Below are 14,966 nucleotides of genomic sequence, written 5' to 3'. Positions count from 1 at the left end.
GGGTCGGGGCCACGACCAGGATGGGCGAGCGATCCCTGAGGCAGTTGCTCATCATTGGGGCCAACAGCGTCATCATCAAGCGGCATGTCCATGCTGCGGCCAAGCCCGGCACCTGGCTGGGTGGGATGCTGACACGCAAGCCGCCGATGCTGTTGCGGGTGGCGCTGGCCAACAACCCTCTCGCACATGCAGGCATGTGCTGCCAGGCAGTGAATGGCGCGGATCGTCTGGGCTTTGATGGCCCGAGGTCGGGTCTACAAGGCTTCGGCCATGGCGGCGTAAGCCGTCAGGGTCGCGAGGACGTCGGAGCGAAAGATGGCAAGGAGCAGTTTGGCGCAATCGTCGTGAGACGGGATCGGGAGTCCGTAATGTCCAATTCTGGGAAACCACCGCGCCGCACGTCAACGGCAGCACTCGGCCGAGGCTGTGTGGAAACTCGGCGACTTGGCAGGTCGCTGTGTAATTTTGGTGTGGTGGTCGACAACGCCGTCAGTTCGGCACCATTCGGTCTGTGACCGAGGGTGAGAGGCATCGAAGTCTATTTCCGGCGACGCTTTCGGCTACTGAGCGCCAAATATTAGCCCGGGATCACCTGCATGAGCCGACGGATGCCGATCAGGGCGACCATCCGCTTGATGTTGTAGGCTAGCACGTTTAGCGCCATCTCGCTGCGCACATTCTTCAGCCTCCGGGTCAGGAAATGGGTGTGGCCCATCCAGGCTTTGATCGTGCCGAACGGGTGTTCTACCGTGCAACGACGCAGGGTCATTGCATCGGGGTCACGGCCCAGCCGGTTGCCCATATCGTCAACCAGTTGTTCGTGCTCCCATCGAGTGATCCGCCGTTCCGTGCCGGTGGTGCATTTGCTCTGGAGCGGACAAGTCTGGCAAGCGTTGATCCAGTAACGCCGGAGCTGAACGCCGCGCTCCTCGGTTGTGTAGCGGTAGGTCAAGTCCTCGCCCGCCGGGCAAACATAGACATCGCGCCCGGCGTCATAGGTGAAGTCGGCCTTTAAATACATGCCCTTGGCCGCGTTGCCCGAGGTGGCCGGGCGTGGCACCGTCGTGGTGATACCCGCCTCATGGCAGGCCAGGATCTCGGGGCCGCTGAAATAGCCCTTGTCGGCAATGGCATGCAGGTCATTGCGGCCAAGAGCATCCTTAGCCGCGATTGACATCGGGCTGAGCTGGTCACGGTCGAAGCCCTGATTGGTGACCTCATGCGTGACGATGATGTGCGTCTCTGTATCGACGACGCTTTGGACGTTGTAGCCGACCATCCCACTGTGCCGGGCGCTGGTTGCCATCGCACGGGCGTCGGGATCGGTCAGGGAAATCTGGCCATCAGGTGCGTCGGCCAACGCTTCGTCCATCGCCTTCAACCGTGCTATCTCTTGCCGGATGCGGCCATAGCGGCGTGCAAGATGGGCCACCTTCTCGGCCCGTGCCTCGCCTTCTTCCTGCCGGTCGATGCGCACCATCTCGTTGATGTAGCGATCAACATCGGCCTCCAGGTGGGCCAGTCGGCTGGCAATCTTGCCTTTGGTGAAATTGCGGTCGCGGTTGTTGACCGCCTTGAACTTGGCTCGCCGTCAATGGCAACGCAATTGCCCTTCAGCGTGCCGATCCGGCGGCACAGTTCGACAAATTGTGCGCAGGTCTTGCGGATGGCCGGGCCGCTATCGCGTCGAAGGTCGGCAATCGTCTTGTGATCCGGAACCAGCCTTACAGTCAGCCACATCACCTCGACGTTGCGTCCTGCTTCACGCTCCAGCCTGCGATTGGACGGGATAGGGTTCAGATACCATAGATAAACAATTTAAGCAGCACCGCCGGATGATAGCCGGGCCGCCCTGTCCGCGCTGGCGCTGCCCGAACGAACCCAAGCCCCGGCAGATCCAGTTCAGCGAAGAAAAGATCAACGACGCGGACCAAACTGTCCTCGCCTCCCCAGTCCTCCAACCGGTCCGGAAAAGCATCGTCTGACCTCGGTCAACACCCTCGATAAATTCTGCCATGCGCACCCCCGATGCCCTGCAGAAGTTACCACAAAAGCCAGTTTCCACACAGCCTCGGCCGATTCCGCCGATATAGCGCCCCCAGCGCGAGGGGTGGAAAGGACACTTTCGCCTCAGATGCACTCGGCTCCGTCGATCACCAGCGCATGACCGGTCATGAAGGCTGATTGGTCAGAGGCCAGAAAGACGATGCCTTGGGCGATTTCCTCAGGTGTGCCCCAGCGGCCCATCGGGATGCTTTGGGCGATATACGCCTCCAGCGCGCGGCGGCCGCCCATCTGGCGTTCGAACCCGTTGTTGAAGGGCGTGTCCACGAATCCCGGGCAAAGCGCGTTGCAGCGCACGTTGTGGCTCGCGTAGTCCACCGCCATCTGCCGCGTCATCGCGATGACCGCGTGTTTGGTCGTGGCATAGGCGATCATCTCGCGGTCATACTGCACGCCAGAGTTTGACGCAGTGATGATGATCGAGCCCTTGCCTTGCGCCGTCATCACCGGCATCGCCGCCCGCGCCGCCACGAAATGCGATCGGACGTTCAATCGCCACGACGTGTCCATCTGGTCGGGCGAGACCTCTTCCAGTTTGCCGGGTATCTGGATCCCGGCATGGGAGTGCAGGATGTCCAGCCGCCCGTGCCGGGATGCGGCAGCGCTGATCTCGGCGGTCAGGGCGCTGTCGTCGCTTACGTCAAGGCCGCGCGCTTCGGCCCTCGCACCAGTTTGCGCAATTTCGTCGCAGACGGCCTGCGCCCGGTCGCCGTCGCGGTCGGTTACGACCACAAGCGCGCCCTCGGCGGCCATGGCAAGGGCTCCGGCCCGGCCAATGCCCGATCCTGCCCCGGTCACGAAGGCCACACGCGCTTTCAACAACATCTGAGAATCCCTTGGCATCACCCCGCCTTGCGTCCGCGCTGCAGAATGGCTTGCGCCGCGATCAAAAGCACAAGCGAAACGGCAAGCACCATCGTTCCGATGGCATTGATCTCGGGCGTGACGCCACGGCGGATGGAGGAAAATACGTAGACTGGCAGGGTCGTCTGCGACCCAGCGACGAAGAAGGCGATGATGAAGTCATCAAAGCTGAAGGTGAAGGCCAGCAGGAACCCCGCAAGGATGCCAGGGAAGATTTGCGGCAACGTCACCTGCCGGAAGGTGCCCCAAGGCGTTGCCCCAAGGTCGGCCGAGGCATCGATCAGGCTGCGGTCCATGCCGGCCATGCGGGCGCGGACAATGATGATGACCAATGCCATGGTGAACAACCCATGCGCCGCGATCAGCGAGCCATAGCCGAGAGAAAGCTGCGGTGCCTTGGCAGCAAAGGGCCAGATCGCGGCCAGAAGCGGGTTTAGCCAGCCGAACAGGGTGACAAGGGCAATCAGCGTGGCAATGCCGATCACAATGCCTGGTACCATCACCGCTATGTAGATCAACGCATCGAAGGCCAGCCGCAGGCGTCCCCTGACCGATTGCAGGGCCAGCGCCCATGGTGCCGAACAGCGTGGCCAGCACCGCCGAGGCAAGCGCAACCGTCAGGCTTGTCTTGAAGGCGTCCATCACGAAAGGATTTGACAGCGCCTTGCCATACCGATTGCGCCCCCGTCTGCGGACCGCACGGTTACGGAACCGACCTTTGAAGGGCTGACCAAACTGTTCGCGGAAGGGCAACCGTCACTTGGCATCTTTGCCGATGAAGGCGGGCAATTCATCGGGGGCCATGCGATGAACAGCGAAAACCGCCTAAAGACCCTGACCGCCCTAAACGATCTGTGGCAGGGCAACCCGATTAGGCGCACTCGTGCGGGGGATGGGGCCTATACTTTGTTTGGGCGGCGGCTGGCAGTGCATCTGATGATACAGCCCGAGGTCGCGCGGGGCCTTCTGGCCGATGGCACAGCGACCGGCACAGGCTTTCTGCCACGCTTCCTTATCACCGAACCGCCAAGCACCATCGGCACCCGCCTGTCATCGCTGACCCGGCGCGATGATGGGGCCTTGGGCCGTTTCAGCGAACGCTTGCGCACCATCCTTGAAACGCCGATGTCGATGGACCCGGAAACCCGCGAACTGCAACCGCGCGCCCTTTGCCTGTCACCAGATGCGCGGGCATTGCTGGTGGCCTTTGCCGATACCATCGAACAGGAACAGCGCACCGGGGCAAGCCTTGCGCATGTGACGGGCTTTGCATCCAAGGCGGCAGAACAGGCGGTGCGCATTGCGGCTGTGCTGGCGCTGTGGGGCGATCTGATGGCCCCCGCTATCACGGCGCAGGCAATGGCTTGGGGCATCGCTCTGGCGCAATTCTATCTGTCAGAGGCGGTGCGGCTGGCGGACACGGCGCTTGTATCGGCGGAAACGGCACAGGCCGAAGGCTTGCGGCTGTGGATCTTGGACCGCTGGCCAGAACAGGCGCACCGCTTGGACCGCGACCCGGCGACAATCACCCCAAAGGATGCGATGCAATACGGGCCGAACGCTTTGCGCGAGGCAAAGACCGCACGAAAGCTGATGGCAACCTTGGCCGATAGCGGATGGCTGGCGGCATTGCCAGAGGGTGAAATCATCGGCGGCGTATCGCGGAAAGTGGCGTATCGGATCGTGAGGCCGCGCGATGTGGTTTGATGTTGCGGCGGCGCTGCAAGCTGTCACGGCGGGCGAGGCTCACCCCTCGCCCGTTGCTGCACCCCCGGCAAAAGTAGCGGAAGTAGCGGAAGTAGCGGAAGTAGCGGAAGTAGCGGAAGTAGCGGCACCCCCTGCCCCGAAATTGGATGATGAAGGGGCAATCTTTGCCGCAATCCGCGCTGGGCGACATCGACCCGGCGCAATCGCTACGGCAACCCGGCTGGGGGTGACCCAAACCTATCAGCTTCTGGACACGATGCAGGCGGAGGGCCGCATCCATGTGGCGCGCGATGGCCGCATTTCGGCGTCACCAGTTAGTTGAATTCGATTGTGCAACCCCAAGGGCTTAACCCGTCTCTGGCCCCCGATTTAATCAAAGGACCATCATGGCAGAACCCGATCCAGGCGGCGTCGAACCCGGCGAAAGCTGGCCGCAAAACGTGCTGTTCTACACTTGGCCATGTGGGAACAAACGGCACCGAAAAGCCCGCGCACAGCGCATCATGCTAAACGCTAGACGGGGCGGCGGCGAATGGTCGTGCCGGGAATGTGGCGACCCCGTGCCCTTCACGCGCCGTGCCGATGCGGCCTTCTGCCGCGAAGGGTGCAGGAAGCGCGCTGCACGCGCCAGAAGGGCCGCGACGGGGGCACAGCGCCCCTTTGAGACGTGACCATGCGTGCGGCACGAATTGCCACGACTGGGGCGGCTCTGAAGGCCAGCCGAAAGGCCGCTGGCCTGACCCAGCGTGCCCTTGCGCAGCTTTCGGGCGTCTCGCGGGAGGCCGTCCAGTATTGGGAGGCAAAGAACACCGTCCCGCTTAAATGGGGCGCGCCTCGATCCTTTGCCAAGGTGCTGGAACTTCCCACCTTGGCGGATTTAATCCCCCATAATGCGCGCGCGGGGGGATGGGGTGATACACAGAAAAGGGATGAACGCGCCCGAATCGACGCTTGGGTTGAGGCTCAGATGGTGCTGTGGCGTGAACGGGAAGCCCAGCGCAAGGCTCGCTGCCGCGTGGTGTGCGGGGCAAAGACGCGCAAGGGCGGCGAGTGCCGAAATAAGTCAGAGGCGGGCCGCAGGCGTTGCAAGTTTCATGGTGGCAAGTCAACCGGGGCTCGGACTCCCGACGGCAAGGAGAGGATTGCTGGGGCCCAGCGGCGGCGCTGGGCGGCGTGGCGCGCTAATGGTCTCCAATGAACGCAAAGCCGATCAAGGGGTAGGTATGCAGCAGGCTCAATCGCAGTCCAGATAGTTTGATGCGAGGCAAGCCCGCGCACGTTTCTGTGCCTCCGAGACATCTTCAGGGCTCATTCGCTTCGCGAGCTCGTCTCGAAACTGTGCTGCGTCATTGACATTCTGCGCCGCGCCGAGATTGTACCACATATGCGCTGTCACAAAGTCTTGCGGCACGCCATTGCCGTGTTCGAACATTAGCGCAAGGTTATGCTGTGCCACTGCATGGCCTTTCTTTGCGGCTAGTCGGTTCCATTTTGCGGCCTCGATATAGTCTTGTGAAACACCTTGGCCGTTCATGTACAGGTACCCTAGGTTAGCCTGTGCGTAAGCACTGTTTTGCTCTGCGGCCAGTTGGTACCATTTTGCGGCTTCGGCATCGTCTTTTGGAACACCGTGGCCGTTGCCGTACAGGTTACCGAGATTGGTTTGCGCCCATGCATTACCTTGCTCTGCGGCCAGTCGGTACCATTTTGCAGCTTCGGCATAGTCCTGTGGAACACCTTGACCGTTTTCGTACAGGTCACCGAGTTTGTTTTGCCCCCATGCATTGCCTTGCTCTGCGGCCAATAGGTACCATTTCGCAGCTTGTGCATAGTCCTGCGGAACACCGTGGCCGTTTTCGTAAATTAGACCGAGGTTGCCTTGCGCAATCGCGTTGCCCATCTCGGCCAGAGGCGTCCATTCTCGGATCGCTGTGGTAAAATCTCCGGCCTGCGCAGCAGCCAGCCCTGCATCAAAGTTCTGTGCGGCTGCCGGTGGCGCTACAAGCGCAAGCGCCAGAACAATTCTCTTGAAGAATCCAGTCATCAAAGCCCTTCCAATGCTGCATTTCAAACAAACAATACCCTTCGACAAGCGTCAATCTCTTCCCTGATCTAGCGCGCCCACAGCTCTGGTGCTCTCGATCAGGAACCCGTCGCCCCAACCCGACGAAGGTCAGCCTTGCACCCAAGATTGCTCCGTGTTTGTTCTTACCGATGACAAGACGAACCGAACTACAATCCAAGGCTGATGAACGTGCGTTTCCGGTGCGCATCTGGTTCTACGTTCCCCCGAACGGGTTCGGTCGCGCTATGATGCCAATGTATAAGTGGCTTGATCGCCACATCGGGAAGGCGAGCTATGCGCTGCATGGTGGCGGCGGAAATGGCGGGCGCGACCGCATCGCCCTCTATTTTCGCTGTCCGCATGATGCGTCTGCCTTTGCCGATGCCTTCCCCAATCTGGAAGTGGCGGACGGAACCATCTTGCCCGGATACTATTCCCCCAATGCGCCGCATGGGAATGTGGTGACCGATGATGAGGCAGCGATGTGCAATCTTTACAGTCAGACAACCGCCCAAGAGGCGGTGCGCCGCCTTTTCGTCGGGCTGGAATGGTCAGATGGTGCAGGAAACCTTGAACCTGGCTCGATCTATCCAGACCGGCTTGCGCCGATTGTGCGCCACTCTAGCAATGGGCTGGAACTGGTGCGCGCTCGCTGGGGTATGCCCTCACCGGCATCTGTCCTCAAAACTGAGCGTGACCCCGGCGTGGCAAATGTCCGCAATCTGGCATCCCCGCACTGGCGGCGCTGGCTTGGCCCAGCACACCGTTGCCTTGTGCCAGTGACTTCTTTTGCCGAGCCAAAGAAGGGCGGCAATCAATGGTTCGGTCCTGCCGAACCGGGCAAGCCCATGTTCTTCGCGGGTATCGAGGTTCGCGGCTGGCAATCACTGCGCAAGGTGAAGGACGGGCCTACAACAGATGACCTTTTCGCCTTTCTGACTTGCACGCCAAATGCCGAGGTGGGCGCGGTGCATCCCAAGGCAATGCCCGCCATCCTGACCGAGCCTGATGAATGGGAGACATGGCTGTCAGCACCCTTTGAGATTGCCGCGAAACTTCAGCGCCCCTTGCCCGATGGTGCATTACAGTTGCTGGATGAGCCGATCTAAGGTGTAGAATGCGCCACGTGGGTCTTGGCCCGCATCGGCGGGCTTTTTTCTCCTTTGAGGCCTTTAAGCCTCACTCACTCCGGATGTAGGCACACTGCGGACACTCACCATCTGCTGCCATATCCAACAGGTCGGCAATGGCAGGCATCAGATCTTCCCTCATCCAAGCTGTGCCGTCTCTTTTAAGAATTGTGGTGGCAAGTGCGTAGGCGTGGCGTTCTGCATCTGCGTCTCCCACTCGAATTGTCACGTCACTATGGGCGGCGCATATCTCAATAGCGCCCGCCTTTGCGGCGGCGAAACGTGCCGCGCCTTCCAGATCGTCAACATAGTCATTTATGGACACATCAGCCTCCTATGCACACCACTTAGCCTACAGGAAGTGCGGACAAGCGATACCCACGTCAACCCCACTAAAATTCAAACTGAGCCACCAGCGACCCGCTCGGGGGGGGGGGGGCCTAATCTTTGGCCCTGCCCGGACAAGGACCGGCGCTGATTACCGTTCGATCATAAACCGCCACAAAAAAGGTTTGGACAAGCCTTCCCCGGCAGCGGGAACAGCGTGGGGGGGGGGGTCGCTTCTGTGGGCCTAGGCCCGTATGGGACCGGCATGGGACGCAAAAAACGCACATCCACAAATCAGGGCTTTGCAGAAAAGCATCCAAAGCGTTCCACCACATTCCGCGCCATGCCAAACCCAAGTGGGGGACATGGTGGGGGATGAAAAACAAAGGCTCCGCGATTTTCTATTTAGCATCAATAGCTTACCGGGGGCATCTGGCGGACAGTGAGAGCGACAGGACGTTTCTGACCCTGAAATGTACCAATGAAAACAGAAACTTACAATGCGTCCATTTGGTGTGTGTAGCTCGCGTGCTGAGTTTGTGTAACCTCCCTCCGGGTAACTTGAGCATAGCTTGAGCTTCGATGAACTGACTACCACCTCGACCATCTGAGAGGGGTAGGTCTCCACCGGTGATGGCTCTCTCCTTGCACTGGCTCACCTCAAGCCTTCAAACCAGCCAAGTCAGCCGCCCAGGCGGAAGCCCTAAAGGATCCTCAGAGAACGTCGACATTGGTGGCGATGGGGAGACTGAGGTGAACCCTTGGCTAGAACCTAGCTACACCCGGGCGGGGCTGGAACGGGCTTAAGCCAATTTGTTAGGCAAGGGACCACATTAGGCTGAAACTCTCGACAGGCGGCGCTGGGGGGGGGGGGCGGGCAAAATACTAGGACAGGATTGCCTAAATGGATGTTTGCACCGATCAGCTAGTGCTGCTAGGCCTGAAACACCGAGCACTAGGTGAGGCCAGCCCACCGCATAACCTATTAAGGACGCAAATGTCTCTGTCACAAAATGAAATCCGCTCACGAGCTGCAGGTTTTGCACGGGAGTGGGCTGGGCATGGCTACGAAAAGGGCGAAACACAGCTCTTCTACCGGGAGTTCTTTGATGTGTTTGGTGTGCCAGTGCGCAGAGTTGCGACATTTGAGCAACCTGTGAAAGGGCTCGGTGAAAAGCGAGGCTTCATCGACTTGTTCTGGAAAGGTGTTCTCTTAGTTGAGCAAAAAAGCATTGGTCTTGATCTTGTAAAGGCTCGTAAGCAGGCATTAGAGTATTTCCCTGGCCTTAAAGACAATGAACTACCCCGCTTTGTTCTGCTGAGCGATTTTCAGTCGTTCGAACTCTATGATCTAGAGAATGACGAAGAGGTTGCGTTTCCCCTCGCTGATCTACCCAAACATGTCGACAAGTTTGGCTTCATCACTGGGCGTGAAAAGAAAACATTTAAAGATCAAGACCCGGTAAATATAAAGGCGTCGGAACTTGTTGGGGCGCTCCATGATGCGCTGGAGGACTCAGGCTACAACGGTCATGACCTTGAACGATTTCTAGTGCGCATAGTCTTTTGCCTGTTCGCTGATGATACTGGCATATTTGAACCACGTGGCATCTTCGAAGACCTTGTAGAACGTCGAACGAACGTCGACGGCTCAGACCTTGGCGGATGGCTCACAATGCTATTCCAGACGCTGGACACGGAAACAACAAAACGCCCCTCGACCCTAGATGAGGACCTTGCACAGTTCCCATATGTGAATGGCTCGCTATTTCAGAGTAACTTGCGAATGCCCGCATTTAACTCGGCCATGAGAGAGAGATTGATCGCAGCAGCAAGATTCAATTGGTCCAATATCTCCCCTGCAATTTTTGGATCACTCTTCCAGTCAGTCATGAACCGAGAGGAGCGCCGTAATCAAGGTGCTCACTACACTAATGAAACAAATATAGTCAAAGTCATCCGGCCGCTCTTTATGGATGAACTCTGGGCTGAGTTTGAGAGGATAAAGGGAAGTAAGCGAGGGCGTAAAGCAGAACTTCAACGATTCCAAGTCCGCCTAGGAGAACTGAATTTCCTTGATCCAGCTTGTGGCTGTGGGAACTTTCTTGTCATTTCTTATCGTGAGCTTCGCACCTTAGAGATTGAGGTAGTTCGAGAGTTAGTGAATTATGACAGAGATTCCTTTGGCCAATTTTCTGCGCCGCTGGACGTATCCAGTCTTTCAATTGTTAATGTGGATCAATTCTACGGAATTGAGCTAGTAGAGTTTGCCGCTAGAATTGCCGAGACAGCAATGTGGATGATGGACCACATTATGAATAACCGTCTAAGCCTAGAGTTTGGCCCATATTATAGCCGGATTCCACTTCGAAAGTCGCCACACATTCTCCAAGGTAACGCACTGACGGAAGACTGGACGAAGCTCCTAGCCCCGGCCAAGTGCAGTTATGTTTTGGGCAATCCACCCTTTCGTGGTCACCAGTTTCGTTCACTGGATCAGCAAGCAGATATGGCAAGAGTTTGGGGCACGTCTGGTCAGTATAATCGGCTCGACTATGTTGCATGTTGGTTCCGCAAGGCAGTGGAGTATGCTGCTTCGAATAGAGAAATCGACATCGCTTTGGTTTCTACCAATTCGATCACGCAAGGGGAGCAGTGCGGTATTCTTTGGCCTTGGATTTTTAGCAAAGGAATCCATATCCATTTCGCTCACCGGTCATTTCAGTGGAACAGCGAAGCGAGAGGCAAGGCAGCCGTACATTGTGTCATCGTTGGGATGACGCAACGTGAGGGCAGGAAGTCGACCATCTTTGAATATGATCACATACGCGGAAACCCGCACGCATCGTCGTGCAAAAGGATCAATGGCTATCTTATTGACGGACCACAGTACTCAGTTCCTGCTCGCTCGAAACCACCTGCCGGACGGCTAAAGATGAACAAAGGAAGCCAGCCTACAGATGGAGCAAGGCTAAAGAAGCCGGGTGGAGGGTACACCACAAAGAGTAATCTGATTCTAAATGATACTCAGCGTGCGGAACTTCTGGCACGTGAACCAGGAGCAGCAAAATGGCTTAGGCCTTACGTTGGCGGTGATGAACTGATCTCGGGAAAATGGCGCTGGTGCCTTTGGCTGAAGGATGTGAACCCTTCTCAGCTCCGTGCTTCTGCCGCGATCCAAGAAAGACTTGATCGAGTGAGAGTAGGGCGGAACCTAAGCCCCACTGATAGCGTCAGAGAATTTGCCAAGTACCCATGGCTGTTTACCCAAGATCGCCAACCTAGCCGCGAATATCTAGGAATCCCTGAGGTTTCTTCAGAACATCGGGAGTACATTCCCATGGCCGTCCTCCCCCCAGATGTTATAGCGTCTAATAAACTACAAATTATCGTTGGTGCGCCATTGCTCTACTTCGCTGTGCTAACTTCATCCATGCATATGGCGTGGATGAGGACCGTCGCAGGGCGACTTGAAAGCCGGTTTAGCTATGCTCCGGCGGTTTACAATAGCTTTCCTTGGCCAAACCTAACGGCAGCACAGCAGTCAAAGATTGAGGCGCTCGGGCAGGGGGTCTTGGATTCCCGCCAACCTCACTTGGTCGCGGGTCAGACCCTCGAAGATTTGTATGATCCTGATGCTATGCCTGTTGTGCTACGAAAGGCGCATCAGGCCTTGGATAAAGCGGTCGACAAATTGTATCGCAAAGAGGTCTTTAGATTTGAGCGTGAACGGGTTGAGCACTTATTTGAGTTGTTCGAGAAGGTTGCCGCCCCGCTGGATAGCACCAAATCTGCCAAGCAGAAGAAATCGCAAAAGGTGTAACACTGATAAATTTTGGTTTGGGGTGGCGTGGAAGGCTAACCCATCAGTGTCTATCATTACGGCAACTTGCAAGAATCGGGTGCTGGTGGAGCGCTGCCTTTGCCATACGATTGGTCACATTGCATGGTCTTGGATACCATGCCGAAGGAAACTAAGAGGTGTTCTTAGGTGCACTTTTCCGAAGTACACGCCTTGCCACAACGTTGTTGACTGGACCCTGAGATTGGTCAAATGGCAAGGTAAGGATGACCCGTCCTGTATCAGTCAATCCGGGGCATCCTTGGTTAGCTGAACCTAGCTTACCTTTTGCAACGGTGTGTCATCATTGACCATGCGATACACAGTGCGTTCAGATAGCCCGGTGATTTGCGATATTCTCCGTTTGGGAACCCCCTCGGTCAGAAGGGTCTTCACTTGGGCAATCATGTCAGGGGCAGTCGGTTTCCTGCCATGATACTTGCCCTCCCGCTTGGCCTTGGCGATCCCTTCCTTCTGCCTTTCCAACATCATCTCCCTCTCGAACTGGGCCACCGATCCCAAGACGTTCAACATCAGCTTGCCTGTGGCGTTGCCTGTGTCCAACCCGAGGTCAAGCACTCTCAGGCCGACCTTTCTGCGTTCAAGGTCTTCAACAATATCCCCAAGGTGTCGGACTGACCGGGCCAGTCGGTCAAGCTTGGTGACCACAAGGGTGTCCCCCTCCCGACAGAAGGCCAGGGCTTCCCTGAGGGCGTCCCTGACAGCAACTGAGCTGACTTGCTCAGAGTACAGGCGCTCGCAGCTGAGGGCCTTCAGCGCCTCTATCTGAGCCTCTAGCCCCGCCTTCTGGTCAAGGGTGGACGTTCTCGCATATCCAATCAGCATTGTGGCTCTCCTGTCTGCCAATGAGGTCTTAGGAGTGGCGGCAGGGTGTCTGCCAAAAGCGAATACCCACTCCAATGGCAGGCCATCGCGCTTCCCTCCGCCCCTGACACATGGCCAAGCCCTATTGGCAGACACCCCCTGTCCGGCAAGTTGAGGCAACTGAGGCACAGGGTAGCCCCGCACGGCCCCGGAGAGGGCCACCAGAGGCGCATCGGTTGAAACTCCTGCCCTGAGGGGCTCGATGACCAATGTGGCCTATAGTGACCGCCCCTGAGGCCGAAGGCTGGGCCGATCTGCGGGCCATGCCCCCTAGCGGGCTAGGAGTGCGCCAACAGGGCGCTTACACCTTTATGACGGGCCACCCAGTGCAAGGGTCGATAAGGTAGCCTCTGTGGCTCGCTGGCAGCCTTCGGGCTTATCTTGGGAAGCGCCTTCAGGCCACCAGCGAAGGGGGTGGGGGCTAAAGTTTGACGACTTCAAAAACTGGGGCTTTAGTGGCATTATTATTGTTGTTATACGAATGTATAAGAGCAGTAACATCCAAGTTGGAGCTTACGCTTCCAAGTAATGCTATAGGAGGTAAAAGTTACCACTGTGGGCAGGATGGGGGTAACCTATCAGTAGCTATTTTTGAGATAGATCATACTATTTAGGAAGTAGAGTACAGGGCAACTTGGAGACTTCAGTGATCACCTATTGGCCTAAGAAATGACAGCCTTGCTTACCTTTATCTCAGGGGTTCTACCAAATCGCCCTTGGTAAGCTGCAAGCATTGCAGTTCTTGTAGCCTCAGTGTGACTGACGGCCACGATCAAGCTGTCATGTACAGGGAGGGCCGCTATTTTATGGTTGCGCCCTAGGTCCAAGCTGGCTTCAACGAAGCATTCGGATTCCTCATATTGCAATCGCCCCCAGTCCATCACTCCGACTTTGACTTTGTGAAGGACCGGGTGCTTGGAACATATCAGATCAAGGACACGTGATAATTTAACCTTGCCTACCGGACCTTTATCCCCAAGCTCGTTCTTTCTGTTGAAGCCCTTGGGCCAGGTCTTTGGAAATCCCCCAATTCCGAATACTGCTGTAACTAGCCCCTTCACCACATTTCGTTCAATGCCTTCAACGAAATATGGGTCACCGGATGGCACATTAAAATTAGGGTGAAGTGCGTAGAGGATGAACATGTGACTTGCCCGAACATCTAGCTCGACAGTTGGCTCACCGCCACATCGTATTCTCGATCTACGGTCTCCGGGCATACTCTGCCAATTGTCGTCCGACCGACAGTACAGTCTTCCGCCTTGATCAAAGTTGAATATGGACAAATTTCCCCGACTGAAGGAACGATTCACCACTGGCACATCGGATAGGTCAAACTCTCCTGCAGCGAGATAATGATTTATTTCGTCGACCCTTTTAATCTCTAGATCAAATCGAGGCCCCTTTTTCTTAATAGTGATAGGCTGTGCTTTCATACCATTTTTGGAGGTTTGCTCACCCTTCACTTGAACTGATGCGATTCTACCAAGTTCTTTTTGAAAGTGTTCCTTCAGATTATTCGGCTCAATGTGGAAGCGTGCGGCAAGAGCCAGAAGGGCAGGTGTAGCCCTGTATCGACCAGTACGCCCAAAGTATGCCCTGAGTGGGTCACCGTCCTCCCATGCGTCCTTCGCCCGGAAAAAGCTTGTAGTCTCTAATAAACCCAAGCTTTTCCATAGATGACGCGCCTTTTCAAACGAACATACCGTTACAAGGGTTTGCCCCATGGCTTCCTTATCCACTGACCGATACGTGAAGCCTTCTGCCTCTGCATTCTTGCTATGGAATATGAGGTCAGCCGCAAAAGCTCCGAGAGAGACCCGGAACGTTCCTTCTGCTCTCTGAGTCCGTGCGCGGTCCCTAGGCGACCGCTCAGCCTCATGCTGCTTTGTCAGGTCGGTCAAAGCCGTTACGAAGGCACAGGCATCATCTGACTTGGTGGCAAACACGAACTCCGCCATTCTCGCCGCCTCCAAGGAAGCTTTACGATAGCCGTCAGAGGTGACGGTGTGGTCGGCTTCGGCATCGTCGGTATCCATTGGCCTAGTGCCTCCCATAGTGTGGCCCAGCGCGGTTGGGCAAG

11 protein-coding genes and 2 pseudogenes are annotated in these 14,966 nt (G+C 56.9%); 6 read left to right on the top strand and 7 right to left on the bottom strand.

Annotated elements, in window-relative coordinates:
* Positions 1-2 precede the first annotated feature (2 nt).
* Positions 3-282, top strand: a pseudogene (locus EEB11_RS14845) (hypothetical protein); the annotation flags it as partial.
* A gap of 295 nt (positions 283-577) precedes the next feature.
* On the opposite strand, the pseudogene EEB11_RS14840 reads toward EEB11_RS14845, so the two are convergent.
* The 3 genes and pseudogenes from EEB11_RS14840 to EEB11_RS14830 all read right to left on the bottom strand — a co-directional run bounded on the left by EEB11_RS14840 (position 578) and on the right by EEB11_RS14830 (position 3,536).
* Positions 578-2,017 (bottom strand): annotated as a pseudogene (locus EEB11_RS14840) (IS1182 family transposase).
* Positions 2,018-2,130: 113 nt separating this feature from the next.
* Complete coding sequence (locus tag EEB11_RS14835; RefSeq protein ID WP_135432622.1) at positions 2,131-2,889, bottom strand: SDR family NAD(P)-dependent oxidoreductase; 759 nt, start codon at positions 2,887-2,889, stop codon at positions 2,131-2,133.
* A 17-nt stretch (positions 2,890-2,906) separates the two neighbouring features.
* Positions 2,907-3,536: an ABC transporter permease gene (locus tag EEB11_RS14830; protein WP_245298930.1), complete on the bottom strand. Its 630-nt coding sequence runs from the start codon at positions 3,534-3,536 to the stop codon at positions 2,907-2,909.
* A 61-nt stretch (positions 3,537-3,597) separates the two neighbouring features.
* On the opposite strand from EEB11_RS14830, the gene EEB11_RS14825 reads away from it, so the two are divergent.
* The 3 genes from EEB11_RS14825 (at position 3,598) to EEB11_RS20345 (ending at position 5,833) form a co-directional block, all read left to right on the top strand.
* Entirely contained in the window at positions 3,598-4,635 is a 1,038-nt protein-coding gene (locus tag EEB11_RS14825; RefSeq protein WP_135432620.1) for a DUF3987 domain-containing protein, read from the top strand.
* Entirely contained in the window at positions 4,625-4,957 is a 333-nt protein-coding gene (locus tag EEB11_RS14820) for a hypothetical protein (RefSeq protein WP_135432618.1), read from the top strand. Before EEB11_RS14825 ends, EEB11_RS14820 begins: the two co-directional genes overlap by 11 nt.
* A gap of 351 nt (positions 4,958-5,308) precedes the next feature.
* Positions 5,309-5,833 carry a helix-turn-helix transcriptional regulator gene (locus EEB11_RS20345; protein ID WP_135432701.1) on the top strand — a complete coding sequence of 175 codons (525 nt, stop codon included), beginning with the start codon at positions 5,309-5,311 and terminating at the stop codon, positions 5,831-5,833.
* 36 nt (positions 5,834-5,869) lie between these two features.
* On the opposite strand, the gene EEB11_RS14810 is transcribed toward EEB11_RS20345, so the two are convergent.
* A complete protein-coding gene (locus EEB11_RS14810; protein WP_135432616.1) occupies positions 5,870-6,679 on the bottom strand; it encodes a tetratricopeptide repeat protein in 810 nt (269 codons plus the stop codon).
* Between the two features lie 275 nt (positions 6,680-6,954).
* On the opposite strand from EEB11_RS14810, the gene EEB11_RS14805 reads away from it, so the two are divergent.
* On the top strand, positions 6,955-7,809 hold the full coding sequence (locus EEB11_RS14805) for an SOS response-associated peptidase (protein ID WP_245298929.1): 855 nt from the start codon (positions 6,955-6,957) through the stop codon (positions 7,807-7,809).
* A gap of 70 nt (positions 7,810-7,879) precedes the next feature.
* On the opposite strand, the gene EEB11_RS14800 is transcribed toward EEB11_RS14805, so the two are convergent.
* Positions 7,880-8,155, bottom strand: coding sequence for a hypothetical protein (locus EEB11_RS14800; RefSeq protein WP_135432614.1), 276 nt, complete (start codon positions 8,153-8,155; stop codon positions 7,880-7,882).
* A gap of 906 nt (positions 8,156-9,061) precedes the next feature.
* On the opposite strand from EEB11_RS14800, the gene EEB11_RS14795 reads away from it, so the two are divergent.
* Positions 9,062-11,980: a class I SAM-dependent DNA methyltransferase gene (locus EEB11_RS14795; protein WP_210134432.1), complete on the top strand. Its 2,919-nt coding sequence runs from the start codon at positions 9,062-9,064 to the stop codon at positions 11,978-11,980.
* 294 nt (positions 11,981-12,274) lie between these two features.
* Here the strand turns inward: EEB11_RS14795 and EEB11_RS14790 are convergent, their stop codons facing one another.
* Positions 12,275-12,844, bottom strand: a complete 570-nt coding sequence (locus EEB11_RS14790; RefSeq protein WP_135432610.1) for a recombinase family protein — start codon at positions 12,842-12,844, stop codon at positions 12,275-12,277.
* 701 nt (positions 12,845-13,545) lie between these two features.
* Positions 13,546-14,922 (bottom strand): hypothetical protein, encoded by a 1,377-nt coding sequence (locus EEB11_RS14785; RefSeq protein WP_135432608.1) that lies wholly within the window; start codon positions 14,920-14,922, stop codon positions 13,546-13,548.
* Positions 14,923-14,966: the final 44 nt, after the last annotated feature.

The sequence above is a fragment of the Pseudotabrizicola sediminis genome (assembly GCF_004745575.1).
Taxonomy (GTDB): Bacteria; Pseudomonadota; Alphaproteobacteria; order Rhodobacterales; family Rhodobacteraceae; genus Pseudotabrizicola; species Pseudotabrizicola sediminis.
The sequence above is the reverse complement of the archived record's forward strand: the minus strand, read 5'-3'. Positions and strand labels throughout refer to the sequence as shown.

Bases quoted from the DNA above. Each gene is read 5' to 3' on its own strand.
- EEB11_RS14835 (WP_135432622.1), bottom strand. From the start codon at position 2,889: ATGTTGTTGAAAGCGCGTGTGGCCTTCGTGACCGGGGCAGGATCGGGC.
- EEB11_RS14820 (WP_135432618.1), top strand. From the start codon at position 4,625: ATGTGGTTTGATGTTGCGGCGGCGCTGCAAGCTGTCACGGCGGGCGAG.
- EEB11_RS20345 (WP_135432701.1), top strand. From the start codon at position 5,309: ATGCGTGCGGCACGAATTGCCACGACTGGGGCGGCTCTGAAGGCCAGC.
- EEB11_RS14810 (WP_135432616.1), bottom strand. From the start codon at position 6,679: ATGACTGGATTCTTCAAGAGAATTGTTCTGGCGCTTGCGCTTGTAGCG.
- EEB11_RS14805 (WP_245298929.1), top strand. From the start codon at position 6,955: ATGTATAAGTGGCTTGATCGCCACATCGGGAAGGCGAGCTATGCGCTG.
- EEB11_RS14795 (WP_210134432.1), top strand. From the start codon at position 9,062: ATGGATGTTTGCACCGATCAGCTAGTGCTGCTAGGCCTGAAACACCGA.
- EEB11_RS14790 (WP_135432610.1), bottom strand. From the start codon at position 12,844: ATGCTGATTGGATATGCGAGAACGTCCACCCTTGACCAGAAGGCGGGG.
- EEB11_RS14785 (WP_135432608.1), bottom strand. From the start codon at position 14,922: ATGGATACCGACGATGCCGAAGCCGACCACACCGTCACCTCTGACGGC.